At 75.4% G+C, this 14,702-nt stretch carries 11 protein-coding genes; 6 read left to right on the plus strand and 5 right to left on the minus strand.

Translation table 11 applies throughout. From position 1 onward, the window contains the following. Positions 1–2: 2 nt before the first annotated feature. On the minus strand, positions 3–2,864 hold the full coding sequence (locus ACIBBA_RS27430) for a LuxR C-terminal-related transcriptional regulator (protein WP_396700855.1): 2,862 nt from the start codon (positions 2,862–2,864) through the stop codon (positions 3–5). A 157-nt stretch (positions 2,865–3,021) separates the two neighbouring features. Here ACIBBA_RS27430 and ACIBBA_RS27435 point away from each other — a divergent pair, with 157 nt between their 5' ends. From ACIBBA_RS27435 to serS, 4 genes are all read left to right on the plus strand, one after another. Further along, a complete protein-coding gene (locus tag ACIBBA_RS27435) occupies positions 3,022–3,465 on the plus strand; it encodes a hypothetical protein (protein ID WP_396700857.1) in 444 nt (147 codons plus the stop codon). A gap of 39 nt (positions 3,466–3,504) precedes the next feature. Continuing rightward, positions 3,505–4,698 (plus strand): saccharopine dehydrogenase family protein, encoded by a 1,194-nt coding sequence (locus ACIBBA_RS27440; RefSeq protein ID WP_396700859.1) that lies wholly within the window; start codon positions 3,505–3,507, stop codon positions 4,696–4,698. Between the two features lie 47 nt (positions 4,699–4,745). After that, complete coding sequence (locus ACIBBA_RS27445; RefSeq protein ID WP_396701053.1) at positions 4,746–5,807, plus strand: MerR family transcriptional regulator; 1,062 nt, start codon at positions 4,746–4,748, stop codon at positions 5,805–5,807. Positions 5,808–5,910: 103 nt separating this feature from the next. Continuing rightward, entirely contained in the window at positions 5,911–7,197 is a 1,287-nt protein-coding gene (serS, locus tag ACIBBA_RS27450; RefSeq protein WP_350874104.1) for a serine--tRNA ligase, read from the plus strand. Positions 7,198–7,269: 72 nt separating this feature from the next. Here the strand turns inward: serS and ACIBBA_RS27455 are convergent, their stop codons facing one another. The 4 genes from ACIBBA_RS27455 to ACIBBA_RS27470 are packed head-to-tail and all read right to left on the minus strand — an operon-like array spanning position 7,270 to position 11,739. Beyond that, complete coding sequence (locus tag ACIBBA_RS27455) at positions 7,270–8,121, minus strand: cytochrome c biogenesis CcdA family protein (RefSeq protein WP_396700861.1); 852 nt, start codon at positions 8,119–8,121, stop codon at positions 7,270–7,272. Beyond that, the gene (locus ACIBBA_RS27460) at positions 8,118–8,753 is read right to left on the minus strand and encodes a redoxin domain-containing protein (protein ID WP_396700864.1); all 636 of its coding nucleotides are present in this window, start codon (positions 8,751–8,753) and stop codon (positions 8,118–8,120) included. The genes ACIBBA_RS27455 and ACIBBA_RS27460 overlap by 4 nt, the downstream gene beginning before the upstream one ends. 25 nt (positions 8,754–8,778) lie before the next feature. Next, positions 8,779–10,248: an NADH-ubiquinone oxidoreductase-F iron-sulfur binding region domain-containing protein gene (locus ACIBBA_RS27465; protein WP_396700866.1), complete on the minus strand. Its 1,470-nt coding sequence runs from the start codon at positions 10,246–10,248 to the stop codon at positions 8,779–8,781. A gap of 6 nt (positions 10,249–10,254) precedes the next feature. Beyond that, the gene (locus tag ACIBBA_RS27470) at positions 10,255–11,739 is read right to left on the minus strand and encodes a pentapeptide repeat-containing protein (protein ID WP_396701055.1); all 1,485 of its coding nucleotides are present in this window, start codon (positions 11,737–11,739) and stop codon (positions 10,255–10,257) included. 419 nt (positions 11,740–12,158) lie between these two features. On the opposite strand from ACIBBA_RS27470, the gene ACIBBA_RS27475 reads away from it, so the two are divergent. Both ACIBBA_RS27475 and ACIBBA_RS27480 read left to right on the plus strand, forming a co-directional pair. After that, positions 12,159–13,604, plus strand: coding sequence for an alpha-amylase family protein (locus ACIBBA_RS27475; RefSeq protein ID WP_396700868.1), 1,446 nt, complete (start codon positions 12,159–12,161; stop codon positions 13,602–13,604). A gap of 180 nt (positions 13,605–13,784) precedes the next feature. Further along, a complete protein-coding gene (locus tag ACIBBA_RS27480; RefSeq protein WP_396700870.1) occupies positions 13,785–14,699 on the plus strand; it encodes a L,D-transpeptidase in 915 nt (304 codons plus the stop codon). The last annotated feature ends 3 nt before the right edge of the window (positions 14,700–14,702 follow it).

Genomic DNA, 14,702 nt, shown 5'->3' on the forward strand with positions numbered 1-14,702 from the left:
CCTCAGATCAGCCGCAGCTCGCGCGCCCGCCGTACCGCCTCGCGGCGGCGGGTCGCGTCGAGCTTGCGGTAGATGTTGCGAACGTGGGTCTTCACCGTGTTGACCGACAGGGACAGCTCGCTGGCGATCTCCACGTTGGACAGGATGCTCTGCAGGTAGCGCAGGATGGTCAGCTCCCGCTCGGTGAGCGGCTCGTCCAGCGCCGGGCCCGGCTCCGCCGGGCCCCGCTCCGCCGGCACGTCCGCGCCGCGGACCAGGTCGCTCACCATCGGCCAGTGCGCGGTGCCGGTGTCCAGATGGGTGGCGAGCAGGTCCCGGACGGCCGGCTCGGCCCGGGTGAAGACTCGCCGGAAGCCGTCCGGACCGGCCAGGTCGAGCACCTCCTCCAGGAGCCGGCCGGCCCGACGCTCGTCCCCGCCCTGCCGAGCCAGGACCGCGTCGAGGAGCCCGGCCTGCAGACGTACCGGCAGCGGCCACTCGGCCGCCTCCGGCGCGCGCCAGTCCGGTAGCGCCCGCCCGGCGGCCCGCGGATCACCGGCCCGCAGCTCGACCCGGGCCAGCGCGACCGCGATCGGCGCCAGCGGCTCGACCCGCTCGCCGACCCGACCGGCGAGCAGCTCCCGGGCGCCCTCCAGGTCGCCCCGCCCGCCGCGCAGATCCGCCTCGGCGGCCAGCAGCCAGTGCTCCAACTCGGCGGCGGCGGGCCGGTCGGCGAGCCGGTCCCGGGCCTCGGCCAGCAGCCGCTGCCCGGCCGCCGGCTCACCCCGGTCGTGCAGCAGCTGGGCCCGGCAGAGCGCGGCCGCCGTCGCGGCGGTCAGCTCGCCCGCCGGGACCGCGCGGTCGGGTGGACGCTCGTCCGGCTCCGCGCCGCCGGTCGCGGGCGTGGCGAGCGCCAGGTTCGCGGCGGCCTCCTCGGGCTGGTCGCGGTGCAGCGCCACCACGGCGAGCGTCAGGTAGGCGTACCCGCAGTCCAGCCGGCAGGCCCACCCGTGACAGGGCGGCATGGACAGCGCGTCCCGGGCCGCCGCCTCGGCCGCGCGCAGCTCACCGCGGAGGGCGTGCAGCAGTGCCGAACGGCTGGCGCCGACCAGCTCGGTGCGCGGCCGGCCGGCCTCCCGGGCCGCCGCCAGCGCGCGGTCGAACCGCGCCGTGGGCAGCTGTCCGTCGGCCAGCTCCGCCAACCCGAGCGCCGTACCGGCGAAGGCACGCAGGTCGGCGTCGTCGGTCGCGGTTCCGCGCGGCCCGGCGCCGCTCGACGACACCGGGAGCGGCTCGGCCGCCGTCGGCTCGGCGCCCGGCGACGCCCCGGCGGGCGGGAGCGGCCGGCCCCGGACCAGTCGGGCCGCCGCGGCGCGTACCTCGGCGGAGTCACCGGCCAGCCGGGCCAGGGTCAGCTCCAGCGTGGTGGCCAGTCGCAGGAACCGGTCGCGACGCGGGGTGGGCAGCGCGTCGGCGTTCGCGGCGGCGGTGCGCAGGTACGTCTCGGCGGCCGTGGCGTCACCCGCGTACGCCCGCTCGGCGGCGCACGCGAGCGCCAGCTCCGGGTCGCGGCGCACGGCCTCGGCCGGCGGGGCTGCCGGCGCCGGCCCGCCCGCGCCGACCTGGTCGTACGGGGCCAGCTCCGGCCAGTGCGCGATGAAGAGTTCGGTGGCCCGGTCCCACCGCCCGGCGGCGAGCGCGTGCCGCAGCCCCTCGGCCGGCCGGCCGTTGTCGGCGTACCAGCCGGCGGCGCGCAGGTGCAGCTCGCGCAGCTCCTCGCCGGGGAGCCGGGCCAGTTCGGCCCGGAGCAGGTCGGTGAGCAGCGGATGGCAGCGGTACCAGGGCGGGCGGCTGTCGTCGCGGCTCAACAGACCGCCGTCGCCGGCCAGGTCGGCCAGCGTCCGCTCGGCGTCCGAACCGCCAGTGAGCGCGTCCGCCAGGTCCGCGCAGACCGTCTCGGCGAGCGCCGTCCGGCGCAGCAGCTCGCGGGCGGGCGGGTCCACCGCGGCCAGCACCTCCTCGTGGAGGTACCCGGCGATCTCCGGCTGGTCGCCGCCGTACTGCGCGACCCAGCGAGCCGGGTCCGGCTGCCGGCGCAGCGCCAACGCGGCGAACCGGAGCGCCGCCGGCCAGCCGCCGGTCCGTTCCCGCAGCCGGCGCAGCGCCGTGCCGGGCAGCTGCACCCCGTGCGCGCTCAGCAGGTCGGCCACCTCGTCGTCGGTGAAGGCGAGCTCGTCCGGGCCGATCTCGGTCAGCTCCCCGGCGAGCCGCAGCCGGTGCACGGCCAGCGGCAGACCCGCCCGGGCACCGACGATCAGGCGCAGCCGCTGGTCGGCGTGCCGGAGCAGGAACTCCAGACCGGCCAGCGCCGCCGGGTCGGTGACCCGGTGCAGGTCGTCCAGCACCAGCAGCACCGGCCGCTCGCGGGCGGCCAGCGCGGCGGCCAGCAGTTCCAGCTGGTCGGGGCGGGGCGGGCGGTCCGGCACCGGCGCCGCCGCCAGGCTCAGCGGGTCCGCCGTGGCGCGCAGCGCCGCCGCCAGGTACGACCAGAGCCGGTCGCCGTCGTCGCCGGACTCCACGGACACCCACGCCGGGGCCGGTCGCGCACGGTCGTCGACGCTGCCGTCCGGGCGCACCTCGGCCCCCTCCCCTGCGCCGGCGTCGACCAGCCGGATCCAGGAGACGAGCAGGGTGGTCTTGCCCCAGCCGGCCGGGGCGCGGACCAGGGTGACCGGCCCGGCGCTGCCGGCGTCGAGCCGGCGCAGCAGCCGGGGCCGGGCCACCACCGGCTCGGGCGGCGCGGGCGGGGTCAGCCGCGAGGCCAGCAGCGGTGGACCGGCCGGCGCCACCGTCTCCACCCGTGCTCCGCTCTGCTGTTCCGGCATGCGGCCCACCCCCACGGACGCGTTCCACCCCCGGTCGGCGGGCGGTTACCCGGCGCGGGCCGGTTCACCCCTTCGGGGCGAGCCCGCTTCACCCGCGCCGCGCCGAGGATCGGGTGCGGGGCGGGTCTGGGGCCGCGAAGGAGGCGGGAGGGACGAGGTGGGACGTTTCGGGCGGCTGGCCGGCTGGGCGCTCGCCCTCGCCGGATCGGTGGCCGCCGGGGCGGTGGCCCGGGCACCGGTCGTACCCCGGTGGCCGGGCCGCACCGGCGGGCGGCCGGAGCCGGCCCGATGGCAGGTGGTGACGGTGCACCGCCCGCCGGACGAGGTGTTGCCCGACGGCCGGTGGCCGGAGCCGCTGCGCCGGCTCGACGGGGCGGTGGAGGTGCGGGTACGCCCGGCGCCGGGCGGCCGCGGCAGCGAACTCGCGGCCCGGCCCCGGGTCGGGGCGCCCCCGCCCGCCGGGCTCGCCGCGCACCTGGTCGGAGACCATCCCGGCCTGCTGGTCGCCGGCGCCTTGCGGCAGGCCAAGCAGCTGGTCGAAACCGGCGAGGTGCTCCGCGCGGACCACTCGGCAGTGGACCGGGCGGGGCCGGGTGAGTGAGGGTGTGCCGCTCGGTGGGTCGGGTGGCAGACTCTGGGGATGGCTGGGGAGCGGGCGTACCAGGTGGTGCTCTTCGGGGCGACCGGGTTCACCGGCGGGTTGACCGCCGACTACCTGGCCCGGCACGCCCCGGCGGGGTTGCGGTGGGCGCTGGCCGGGCGCAGTCCCGCCAAGCTGGGCGCGGTGCGGGAGCGGCTCGCCGGGATCGATCCGGCGCTGGCCGAGCTGCCGCTGCTGACCGCCGACGCCACCGACGCCGACTCGCTGCGCGCGGTGGCGGAGAGCGCCCAGGTGGTCGCCAGCACCGTCGGCCCGTTCATCCACCACGGGGAGCCGCTGGTCGCCGCGTGCGCCCGGGCGGGCACCGACTACCTCGACATCACCGGTGAGCCGGAGTTCGTCGACCTGATGTACCTGCGCCACCACGCCGAGGCGGTCCGCACCGGTGCGCGGCTGGTGCACGCCTGTGGCTTCGACTCGATCCCGCACGACCTGGGCGTCTGGTTCACGGTTCGGCAGCTCCCCACCGACGTGCCGATCACCGTCGACGGCTTCGTCCGGGCCGGCGGGCGCATCTCCGCCGGCACCTACCACTCGGCGCTGATCGCCTTCTCCCGAGCCGCGCAGGCCAGCCGGGCGGCCCGCGAGCGCCGGGCGGCCGAGCCGCGGCCGGCCGACCGGCGGGTCCGGGCGGTGCCCGGCCGGCTCGCCCGCTCGGCCGAGCTGGGCATGTGGACGGTGCCGCTGCCCACCATCGACCCGCAGGTGGTCCGCCGCTCGGCCGCGGCCCGCCCCGAGTACGGCCCGGACTTCCGCTACCGGCACTTCGCCGCGGTGCGCCGGCTGCCCACCGTGCTGGCCGGCGCGGCCGGCCTCGGTGCCCTGGCCGGCCTGGTGCGGTTGGCGCCCACCCGGCGCTGGCTGCTCGGTCGGCTCGCCTCCGGGCAGGGGCCGACCCCGCAGCAGCGGGCCACGTCGTGGTTCCGGGTCCGGTTCGTCGGCGCGGGCGGCGGCCGGCGGGTCCACACCGAGGTGGCGGGCGGCGACCCCGGCTATGACGAGACGGCGAAGATGCTCGCCGAGTCCGCGCTCTGCCTGGCCCTGGACGATTTGCCGCCGACCGCCGGTCAGGTCACCTCGGTGACCGCGATGGGCGACGCGCTGCTGGGCCGGCTCACCCGGGCCGGGATCACCTTCCGCGTGCTGGGCGCCCCGGCCGCGCCGGCGGCTTGACCCTCGACCTGGTCGAGACCACAGGATCACCGGTCGTGGAGAGCGAACTGCGCAGCATCGGCGAGCTGGCCCGGGGCAGCGGCCTCACGGTCAGCGCGCTTCGGTTCTACGACTCGGCCGGGGTGCTGGTGCCGGCCCGGGTTGATCCGACGACCGGCTACCGCTGGTACACCGACGCGCAGCTGGCGTCGGCCCGGCTGGTGGCCGGCCTGCGCCGGGTCGGCATGCCGGTCGCCGAGATCGCCGCCGCGGTACGGGCCGAGCCGGCCGACGTGCACCGGCTGCTGGACGCGCACCAACGCCGGTTGGAGGACGGCCTCGCCGATGCCCGCCGCGAGCTCTCCCGGATCCGTAGCCTGATCGGCCCCGAGGAGCTCACCATGACCACCCGCCTCATCCTGTCCCGCGTCGAGCTGGCGAACGCCGTCGACGCCGTCCGGTTCGCCGTCGGCGACGACCCCGATCTGCCGATGCTGAGCGCCGTCCTGCTGGACGTCGAGCCGGACGGGGTCCGGCTGGTCGCCACCGACCGGCACCGACTCGCGGTCGCCCGGGCCGGCGGGACGGTCGACGGCCCGCCGGTGCGCGCGCTGCTCCCCGCCGCCGTCGTCGTCGACGAGATCCGGCCGCTGCTGGCGGCCGGGCGGAGCGCGGCGGTGACGGTGACCCTGACCGGCGATCGCGTCCTGGTCGCGGTCGACGGCGGCGAGGTCACCGGGGCGACGATGCCGGACGAGTTCCCCGACTACCGGCGGCTGCTGCCCCGAGCCGGGGGTACGCCACCGGCCCACCGGTTCCCGGTCGACGCCGCCGCGCTGCGGACCGCACTGCGCGCCCCCGACGCCCCCACGATCGACCGGGAGCACGACGGGCGGACCTACGCGGTGACGGTGCTCGGCGCCGACGACCACGGGCTACGGATCCTCGGCCCGGACGAGTCGACGGCGGGGGTACGGATCGGGGTGGACGGGCGCTACCTGCTCGACGCCCTCGACGCCGCCGGCGACGGGCAGTTGGTGCTGGAGCTGGACGGCCCCATCGCCCCGCTGGCGATCCGCAGCTCCGCCGACGAGGACGCCTTCTCCATCCTGATGCCCATCCGCCTCTGACCCTGCCCGAGGCGCCGTCGCGCCCCGGCCCTGCCGGGAAGGGGCGCGACGGTAGCATCTGGGGGTCCCACCCGACTCCCAAGACGGAGGCGTACGGAGCAGCATGCTCGACATGGAGTTGATCCGGAAGGATCGCGAGGCGGTGGCGACCGCGCTGGCGAAGCGACTGGATCCCGCCGAGGTCAACCGGGCGCTGGACGAGATCCAGCGACTCGACCAGGAACGCCGCGCCCTGATCACGGAGATCGACGCCGAGCGGCAGCGCCGCAAGGCGGAGGCGCGGGCGTACGCCGAGGCGAAGCGGGCCGGCGTGGAGCCGCAGGTCACCGCGGCGGAGGCCGAGCGTAAACAGCTCGCCCAGCTGGAGTCCGAGCTGGACGAGGTGCAGGCCCGGCTGCGATCCGCGATGAGCGAGCTGCCCAACCTGCCCGCCGACGACGTCGTGCCCGGCGGCAAGGAGGCCAACCGGGTGGTGAAGACCTTCGGCGAGCCCCCGGTGATCGAGAAGGTCCGCGACCACATCGAGCTGAGCCGCGCGCTGGGCCTGGTCGACCACGAGCGGGGGGTCAAGCTCGGCGGCTCCGGCTTCTGGATGTACACCGGGGTCGGTGCCCGGCTGGAGTGGGCGCTGATCAACTGGTTCATCGACGAGCACGTCAAGGCCGGCTACGAGTTCCTGCTCCCGCCGCACCTGCTGCTCGACACCGCAGGCTTCGCCGCCGGCCAGTTCCCCAAGTTCTACGACGACGTCTACCACCTGGACCGGGAGTCGGCCCCGCGAGGGCAGTTCCTGCTGCCCACCTCGGAGACCGCGATCCTCGGGGCCTACCAGGACGAGATCCTGGAGACCCCGAAGCTGCCGCTGAAGGCGTTCGCCTACACCCCGTGCTACCGCCGGGAGGCGGCCGGCTCGCATTCCGACGAGCGCGGCACCGTCCGGGGCCACCAGTTCAACAAGGTGGAGATCTTCCAGTTCACCCTGCCCGAGCAGGCCGACGCGGCGCTCGAGGAGATGCTCAGCCACGCGGAGAGCCTGGTCGAGCGGCTGGGCCTGCACTACCAGCGCAGCCTGCTCTCCGCCGGCGACGCCAGCGCGTCGATGAAGAAGACCCTCGACATCGAAGTGTGGATGCCGAGCACCGGCAAGTACAAGGAGGTCTCGTCGGTCTCCTGGGCCGGCGACTACCAGGCGCGCCGGGCGGCCATCCGCTACCGCGAGCCGGGCGGGAAGCAGACCCGGTTCGTGCACACGCTCAACGGCTCGGCGCTGGCCACCAGCCGGCTCTTCCCGGCCATCCTGGAGCAGTTCCAGCAGCCCGACGGCTCGGTGCTGCTGCCCGAGGTCCTGCACGACCGGATGGGCACCGACCGCCTAACCCCCACCCGCTGACCCACCCCAACCCGCGCGTCGCGGTCGATCATGCAGTTGTGGTGCCCGGTAGCTACGTCTTCGTACCTTCCGTCACCCACCACGACTGCATGATCGACGCGTTGCGCGACGGGACAGGGCAGCGAGGAGGAGCAGCGCGGCGAGCGCCACGGCGAGGGTCGTCGGACCGGCCGCGTCCAGGGCGTCGGTCAGGGCGCGTTGGATCCGGGTCGCGGCGAGCACCACCGGGTCACCGAACGCGTCCCGCCGGCCGGCGGCGAGCCGCACCTCGTACCAGCCGTACCAGGCGACGTAGCCGCCAGCGGCAATCAGCACCAGACCGCTGAGCCGGGGCACCAGCGCGCCGGCGCCGCGCAGCCGGGCCACCAGCCCGTCGCGCACCAGCGCCACGCCGAGCGCGGCCACCGCGACCACCAGTCCCATCCCGATCGCGTACGCCCCGAAGAGCGCCAGGCCGCGCGGGGTCGACCCGGCCTGGAGGCTGGTCACCACGATGGCCAGGAACGGCGCGATCGCGCAGCCGAGTGAGGCGACCGCGTACGCCGCGCCGAAGAGCACCGTGGACGCCCAGGGACGGGTCAGTCGGGGGGCCCGGGTGAACCGTCCCGGCGCGGGTAGCCGCCGGCCGGCGAGCAGCCAGGCGCCGGCCGCCACCAGCAGCAGGCCGAGTGCCACGGTGACCCAGGGCAGTCGGGGTCGCAGCCACCCGGCGAGCGGGGCGAGCGCCAGGCCGAAGGCGCCGAAGACCAGCACGTACCCCAGGGTCAGGCCGGCGGCGGCGGTGAGCGCGCGGCCGACGGCGCCCCGGGTGCCCGGCGCGCCGGCCACCAGCAGCGACAGGTACGCCGGCAGCATCGCGAAGCCGCACGGGTTGACCGCGCCGAGCATGCCGGCGGTCAGCGCCAGCAGCAGGGCGGTCGTCACCGGCCGGCGGCCAGCGCGCCAAGCCGCGCCGTGAGCGCCTCGCCGTCGAGGAAGCCCTGGTGGACCACGCTCCCGTTCCGGTCGATGATCACGAACGTGCTCTGCTCGACCACTTCGAAGCGGCGCCACAGCTTCCCGGCGCGGTCGTCGAGCTGCGGCACCCCGGCCAGTTCGAACTCGGTGACGAAGTCCCGCATGGCCCGCTGCTCGCCGAGCCCGGCGACGCCGACGATCGGCACGGTGTCCCGGTAGGTCGGCGCCACCTCGGCCACGGTCCAGGCCTGGCTGGCACAGGTGGCGCACCACGGAGCCCAGAACCAGAGCACCACCGGCCGACCGGCCAACGCGGCGCCGGAGAAGGACGCGCCGTCCAGGGTGGTGCCGGTGAAGTCGAGAATGTCCGGCACCCGCGCCGCCGGGACGGCCGACGGGGTCGCGGGAACGGCGGCGCTCGGGGCCGCCGCGGCCGGGGTGGCGGCGGCTGCCTCCGGAGCCCCGCCGCCGGTGCAGGCCGAGGTGGCGGCGAGCCCGGCGAGCAGGGCGCCGGCCGCGACGACCCGCCGCACCCGGGCCATGGTCCCCTGCCCCGCCCGGGCCGCCCGGGGTGGTCGCCCGGCCTTCAGCATCCGCATCGCCCGTCTCCGTTCGTCCCGGTCGCTACTCGGCCTTGGCCAGCCGGAGGGCCAGCTCGGGGCAGACCTTGACCGCCTTCATCGCGCCCTCCCGCAGCCACGTCGGCACCGGCGTCGGCGGGAACGCGGGGTACCCGTTGCCGTCCAGCCGGATGAAGTCCGGCACCACGTGCGCGCAGAGCCCGTGCCCATCACAGCGGGACCAGTCGAGGGTCAACTTCTGCGGGTTCGGGTCGGGCGCGCCGGGCAGGCCCATCACGGCCTTGACCCGCCGGCCGCACCCCTCGCCGGTGGCGTGCAGGCGCAGGTCCTCGACGAAGACCTCGATCGCGGAGAGTGCGAAGCGGGACGTACCGTCGGGGTGGCTGCACGCGCCGCGGCCCTTCACCTCGCCCGCGGCGGCCCGGACGACGTCGGCGGGCTGGCTGCCGGCGACCGCGAGGTCCACCGCGCGGGCCAGGTCCGGCAGGCCCATCCGGCACGGGCCGCACTGGCCGGCGGATTCACCGGCCAGGTAGCGCACCACCTGGGCGGCCTCGCCGAGCGGGCAGGTGTCGGGGCCGAGCGGGATGATGATGCCCGCACCCAGCGTGCCGCCGACCGCGGCCAGCCCCTTTCGGGAGATCTCGGCCCGGTCCGCCGCCTCCGGGGTGATCCATTTGCCGTGGTAGCCACCGGTGAGGATGCCCGGGCCGTCGGGCACCTCGCAGAGGTCCAGGATGTCCCGCAGCGGGGTGCCGGCGGCGCACTCGACCACCGCCGGCCGGCCGGCCGCGCCGGTGACGGTGAGCAGCACCGTGCCGGGCTCGTCGTCGGTGCCGAGGGCGGCGTACTCGTACGGGCCGAGCCGGGCGGCGACGGCGAGCTGGGAGTAGGTCTCCGCGTTGGAGAGCAGGGTGGGCAGCCCGCTCACGCCGGAGTCGCTGGACCGCTTCTTGGTGCCGGGCGGGATGTGCGGCAGCCCGTTGATTCCGTTGACCAGCGCGCCGCCCTCGCCGGAGATGAACCGGTGCGGGACGGTGACGATGCTGGTCGGCACCGGCATCCGCCGCTCGGCGAGCGCTTCCATCAGCGACTCGCGGCCCACCCCTTCGTCGGCCATCCCGATCACGATCTCGTCGGCGTCCAGCGCGTACGCGGCCAGCGCCGCGCCGTCCAGGATCAGGTGCGGGGCCCGGGTGAGCAGCACCTTGTCCTTCCAACTGGCCGGCTCCCCCTCGGTGGCGTTGACCACCACCACCGCGCTGAGGTCCTGCCGCTCGCAGGACTCCAGCACCGCGCGCAGCTTGCGGGCGAACGGAAAGCCCGCCCCGCCCTTGCCCTTGAGCTGGATCCCGTCGACGAGCCGGAGCAGGTTGGCCGGCTCCATCGGCCCGATCGGGCCGTGCACCTCCTCGTGCGCGGCCAGGTTCAGCCGGCCGAACTCGGCGAAGCCGGCGGTCAGCCGGGGCTCGCCGACGCAGGCGACCGGGGGGACGGTGGTGCGCGTCGTCACTTCGCCTCACCCCGCAGCCCGGCCCAGTACGCCCCGTCCACCGCGTCCGCGTTGGCCCGCTTGCGGCGGCCCGACCGGCCCTCGCCGGCGGCCCGGCGGGCCCGCCGCGACGCCAGGTCGACCAGGGTCGGGGTGTCGTCCACGGGCGGCGCCACCTCCTCCGGCACGTACCGGGCCGGCGGGCGCCAGTAGTCCGGCTCCTCCGGCTGGTCGTCCTCGGCGCTGTGCCGGCCGGCGCCGCTGCGCGGCGCGGCGGAGATCGGCCCGGCGGAGATCGGCTCGCCCGAGATCGGCCCGGCGGAGATGGGCTCGGCGGAGACCGGCTCGCCCACCTCCCAGCGGCGCGGGCTGTCCCACGGCTCCTCCGGCTCGTCGGTCCGCCGCCGCGACGGGGTCTGATACCGCGTACCGGCGTCCACCTCGTCGGCCGCGCGGCGGCGCCGCCGGCTCGGCACCGGCGCCTGGGCGCCGGTGCGCTCCTCGTCGCGACGGGGCGACTCCGGCTGCTCCGCGCGGCGGCGCCGGGACCGACCCGCCGCCGGCTCCTCGTCCCGGTAGCGGGACGACTGCCGGCCGGCCGGCTCGACCTCCGCGGTCCGTCGGGCGCGGCGGGCCGCCGGCGCCGACTCCTCGTCGCGCCGTTTGCGGCTGGACCGCGCCGGCGGCTCGCCCAGGGTGCCCGGCTCGGGCACCACCGGCACGGCGAAGCGCTGCGGGTCGCGGCGCCGATCGCCGGTCGACATCGAGAACTCGGCGGTGGTCTGCGCCCACTCGGCCTCCCGGCGCTCCCGAGCGGCCTGGGCCTCGCGCTTGGCGTCGGCGCGGCGGCCCAGGCCGGCCAGCACCGATCGGCCCTTGCCGTCCTCGGCCGGCCGGCCGGCGAGGGCGCTGTTCATCGCGGCGGCCTGGTACTGCTCCCGGCTGCGCCGGCCCAGGGTCACCGAGAGCCGGACCAACAGCGCCAGCACCACCAGCAGCACGCAGGCCAGGTAGCTCAGCGTCACCCAGGACGTCGCCGGGCGGCCGGCGTTGAGCCCGTGCAGCAGGGCGAACGGCCAGGAGAGGTACGCCAGGGAGTGCAGCGCCCGCCAGAGCCACTTCGGACCGACGCCGGCGAAGCGGGCCCGGACCACGCCGGTCCAGAGCACGGAGACCATCAGCAGGGCGGCGACGGTGCCGAGCCCGACGTAGAGCCCGCGCCCACCGACGAACGGCACCACCGCGTCGGTGCTCGCCGCCCGCCCAGTCGCGATCTTGGTGAGCGCGTGGAAGACCAGCCCGACGATGCCGAGGACGCCGGTCGCCCGGTGCGCGGACTGGAGCAGCACCCGGTGCCGGATCAACAGCACCAGCCGGTCCGTGGCCAGCAGGCCCAGCATCACGGTGAGGCTCAGCGCGACCAGGGTGACCACCCCGGCGAAGAACTCGGTGAAGAAGAAGCCGTACGCGTACGCCCGCTGGCCGGCTCCCGTGAGCATGACCGCCGCCCACGCGGCGGCGAGCGCGGAGACGATCAGCGCCGCCACCGCGGACCGTGACCGGCCGCGAACCCCCCGGCTGCTCTCGCTGGTCCGGACGGTCGCCGGCTTCTGATTCTGCTTAGCCCGGGCCATCTGCTCCTCGATCGTCTAACGGCGGCGCACCGCCCGACCCTGCTCCCCCATCGAGTACGGACCGGCGGCGCGGACGGATCACCGGTGGCGGAGAAATTTCCACCGCCGGATCGAACCGGGCGGCACCGTGACACGTGTAGACGACCTCAATGCAACGACAGGCATCCATGCGTTGACAGTCGCTGCAACACGCTTGTAACCTTTCGGAAAATTTCAGCCCTCGCTGCAAGATTCCGGCAGACGTGGGCGCCCTCCCCCGCCGCGCCACCCGCCCTCCCACCCCCGTCAGGAGTCGCGATGCATCGACGCCGATGCCGATCGGCGATCCTCGCCGTCGGCATGATCGCCAGCCTGTTTGTTCCTACCGTCGTGACGGCACCCCCGGCCGTCGCGGCCCCGAGCGGCAGCAAGAAGGTCATCGTCCAGCTCTTCGAGTGGAACTGGCCGTCGGTCGCCGCCGAGTGCCAGAGCACCCTCGGCCCGAAGGGCTACGGCTACGTCCAGGTCTCCCCGCCCCAGGAGCACGTCCGCGGCTCCCAGTGGTGGCTGGCGTACCAGCCGGTTAGCTACCGGATCGAGTCCCGCAAGGGCACCCGCGCCCAGTTCCAGTCCATGGTGAACACCTGCCACGCCGCCGGGGTCAAGGTGATCGTGGACGCGGTGATCAACCACATGTCCGGCCAGGACGCCGGCGGCACCGGCTGGGCCGGCTCGTCGTACGGCCACTACGACTACCCGGGCAACTACCAGTCACAGGACTTCCACTACTGCGGCCGCAACGGCAACAACGACATCGCCAACTACGGCGACCGCTACGAGGTGCAGAACTGCGAGCTGGTCAACCTGGCCGACCTGAAGACCGAGTCCGACTACGTCCGGGGCCGGATCGCCGCCTACCTCAACGACCTGCTCTCCCTCGGCGTCGACGGGTTCCGGATGGACGCCAGCAAGCACATGCCGGCCGCCGACATCGCGGCCATCAAGGCCCGGCTGTCCCGGCCGGCGTACATCGTGCAGGAGGTCATCCACGGCGCGGGCGAGCCGATCCAGCCGACCGAGTACACCGGCAACGGCGACGTGCACGAGTTCCGCTACGGCAAGGACCTGGCCCGGGTGTTCCGCTCGGAGCGGCTGGCCTACCTGAGCAACTTCGGCACGGGCTGGGGCCACCTGCCGAGCGGCCCGGCGGCGGTGTTCGTGGACAACCACGACACCCAGCGCGACACCGGCGGGGTGCTGACCTACCGGGACCGGGGCATCTACGCGCTGGCCAACGCCTTCATGCTGGCCTGGCCGTACGGCTCCCCCACGGTGATGTCCAGCTACACGTTCAGCAACCGCGACCAGGGGCCGCCCTCGGACGGCAACAACAAGACCCTGAACACCACCTGCTATTCCGGCTGGGAGTGCGAGCACCGCTGGCCGGTGATCGCCAACATGGTCGGCTTCCGCAACGCCACCGAGGGCGCGGGCGTGAGCAACTGGTACGACAACGGCAACAACCACATCGCCTTCAGCCGGACCGGCAAGGGCTACCTCACCGTCAACGACGAGGACCAGGCGATCACCGGGCGGTCGTACTCCACCGGGCTGCCCGCGGGTCGCTACTGCGACGTCATCCACGGCACCTTCAGCAACGGCTCGTGCAGCGGCCCGCTGATCACCGTGGACGCCAACGGCTGGTTCACCGCCAACGTCCCACCCCACGACGCAATAGCCATCCACACCAACGCCCGCCTCTAACCCCCACCCCACCCCGGCCCGCCCCCGGCCCCCCCGCCGGGCCGCCACCCGGGTTGATCAAGAGGTTCGCGTCAGTTTCCGCCCGGATCCTGACGCGAACCTGTTGATCACCGGTGTTGATGGTGGGCTTTTTGGGGGGAACGGGGCTGGTGGGGGTGGTATCGGGCATAGAGTGGTTTCGTGTCGTTTGACCGAATGAAGTCCCAGCGGCGCGGTGGCTGGATCGCCGCCGGCATCGGCGTACCGGCGCTGCTGGTGGCCGCGCTGCTCACCGGCCTGGCGCTGACCCCCGATGCGGAGCCGACCGGCGGACAGGCGGCGCCGCTGGCCACCGCGCAGCCCGCGCCGAGCAGCGCCGACCAGGGCACCGACGAGAGCGTGCCGCCCGCCGCGCCGGCCCCACCCGGGCTGCCGGTGATCACCTACGATCCGGCGCCGGCCGGGTTTCCCGCCGATCCGGCCACCCTGGACACCACGCCGCTGACCGAGGGGCTGCACCCGACCCGGGAGATCGCGGCCTACAACGCGCCGGGCGGGCGACCGGTGGCGCTGCTCGCGCCGACCATCAGCGGCGTCGAGCTGACCATGCCGATCGCCGACCGCCAGTCCGGCTGGACGGCGGTGCTGCTGCCCTCGGCCAACCGCAAGCTCGCCTGGCTCCCGCCCGGCGGCTTCACCACCGTCGCGCTGCGCGACCAGATCGTGGTGGAGCGCGGCCGGCACCGGCTGACCTGGTACCGCGCCGGACGGGCGGTACGCACCTGGGAGATCAGCCTCGGGCAGCGCGGGCAGGAGACACCGCTCGGCCGTACCTTCATCCTCGGCCGCACCCCGCCACCACAGGACGTCTACGGCGGCGTGGACATCTACGCCCTCGGCTCGGTGCCCGACGACCCGGACTCGGTCCCGGAGAGCCTGCGCGGCGCGCACATCGGCCTGCACACCTGGTACCACGACGGCGAGCTGGGCGAGAACACCACCAACGGCTGCATCCGGCTGACCCGCAGCGGCCAGCGGGAACTGCTGGCCGAGGTGCGGCCCGGCAGCAGCGTGGTGGTGGTCGAGGCGCTGCCCGAGCCGCCGCCCACCGCATAGACG

Origin of the sequence: Micromonospora sp. NPDC051006 (genome assembly GCF_044456245.1) — a bacterium.
Taxonomy (GTDB): Bacteria; Actinomycetota; Actinomycetes; order Mycobacteriales; family Micromonosporaceae; genus Micromonospora.

Bases quoted from the DNA above. Each gene is read 5' to 3' on its own strand.
- ACIBBA_RS27460 (WP_396700864.1), bottom strand. From the start codon at position 8,753: ATGCGGATGCTGAAGGCCGGGCGACCACCCCGGGCGGCCCGGGCGGGG.
- ACIBBA_RS27430 (WP_396700855.1), bottom strand. From the start codon at position 2,864: ATGCCGGAACAGCAGAGCGGAGCACGGGTGGAGACGGTGGCGCCGGCC.
- ACIBBA_RS27440 (WP_396700859.1), top strand. From the start codon at position 3,505: ATGGCTGGGGAGCGGGCGTACCAGGTGGTGCTCTTCGGGGCGACCGGG.
- ACIBBA_RS27475 (WP_396700868.1), top strand. From the start codon at position 12,159: ATGCATCGACGCCGATGCCGATCGGCGATCCTCGCCGTCGGCATGATC.
- serS (WP_350874104.1), top strand. From the start codon at position 5,911: ATGCTCGACATGGAGTTGATCCGGAAGGATCGCGAGGCGGTGGCGACC.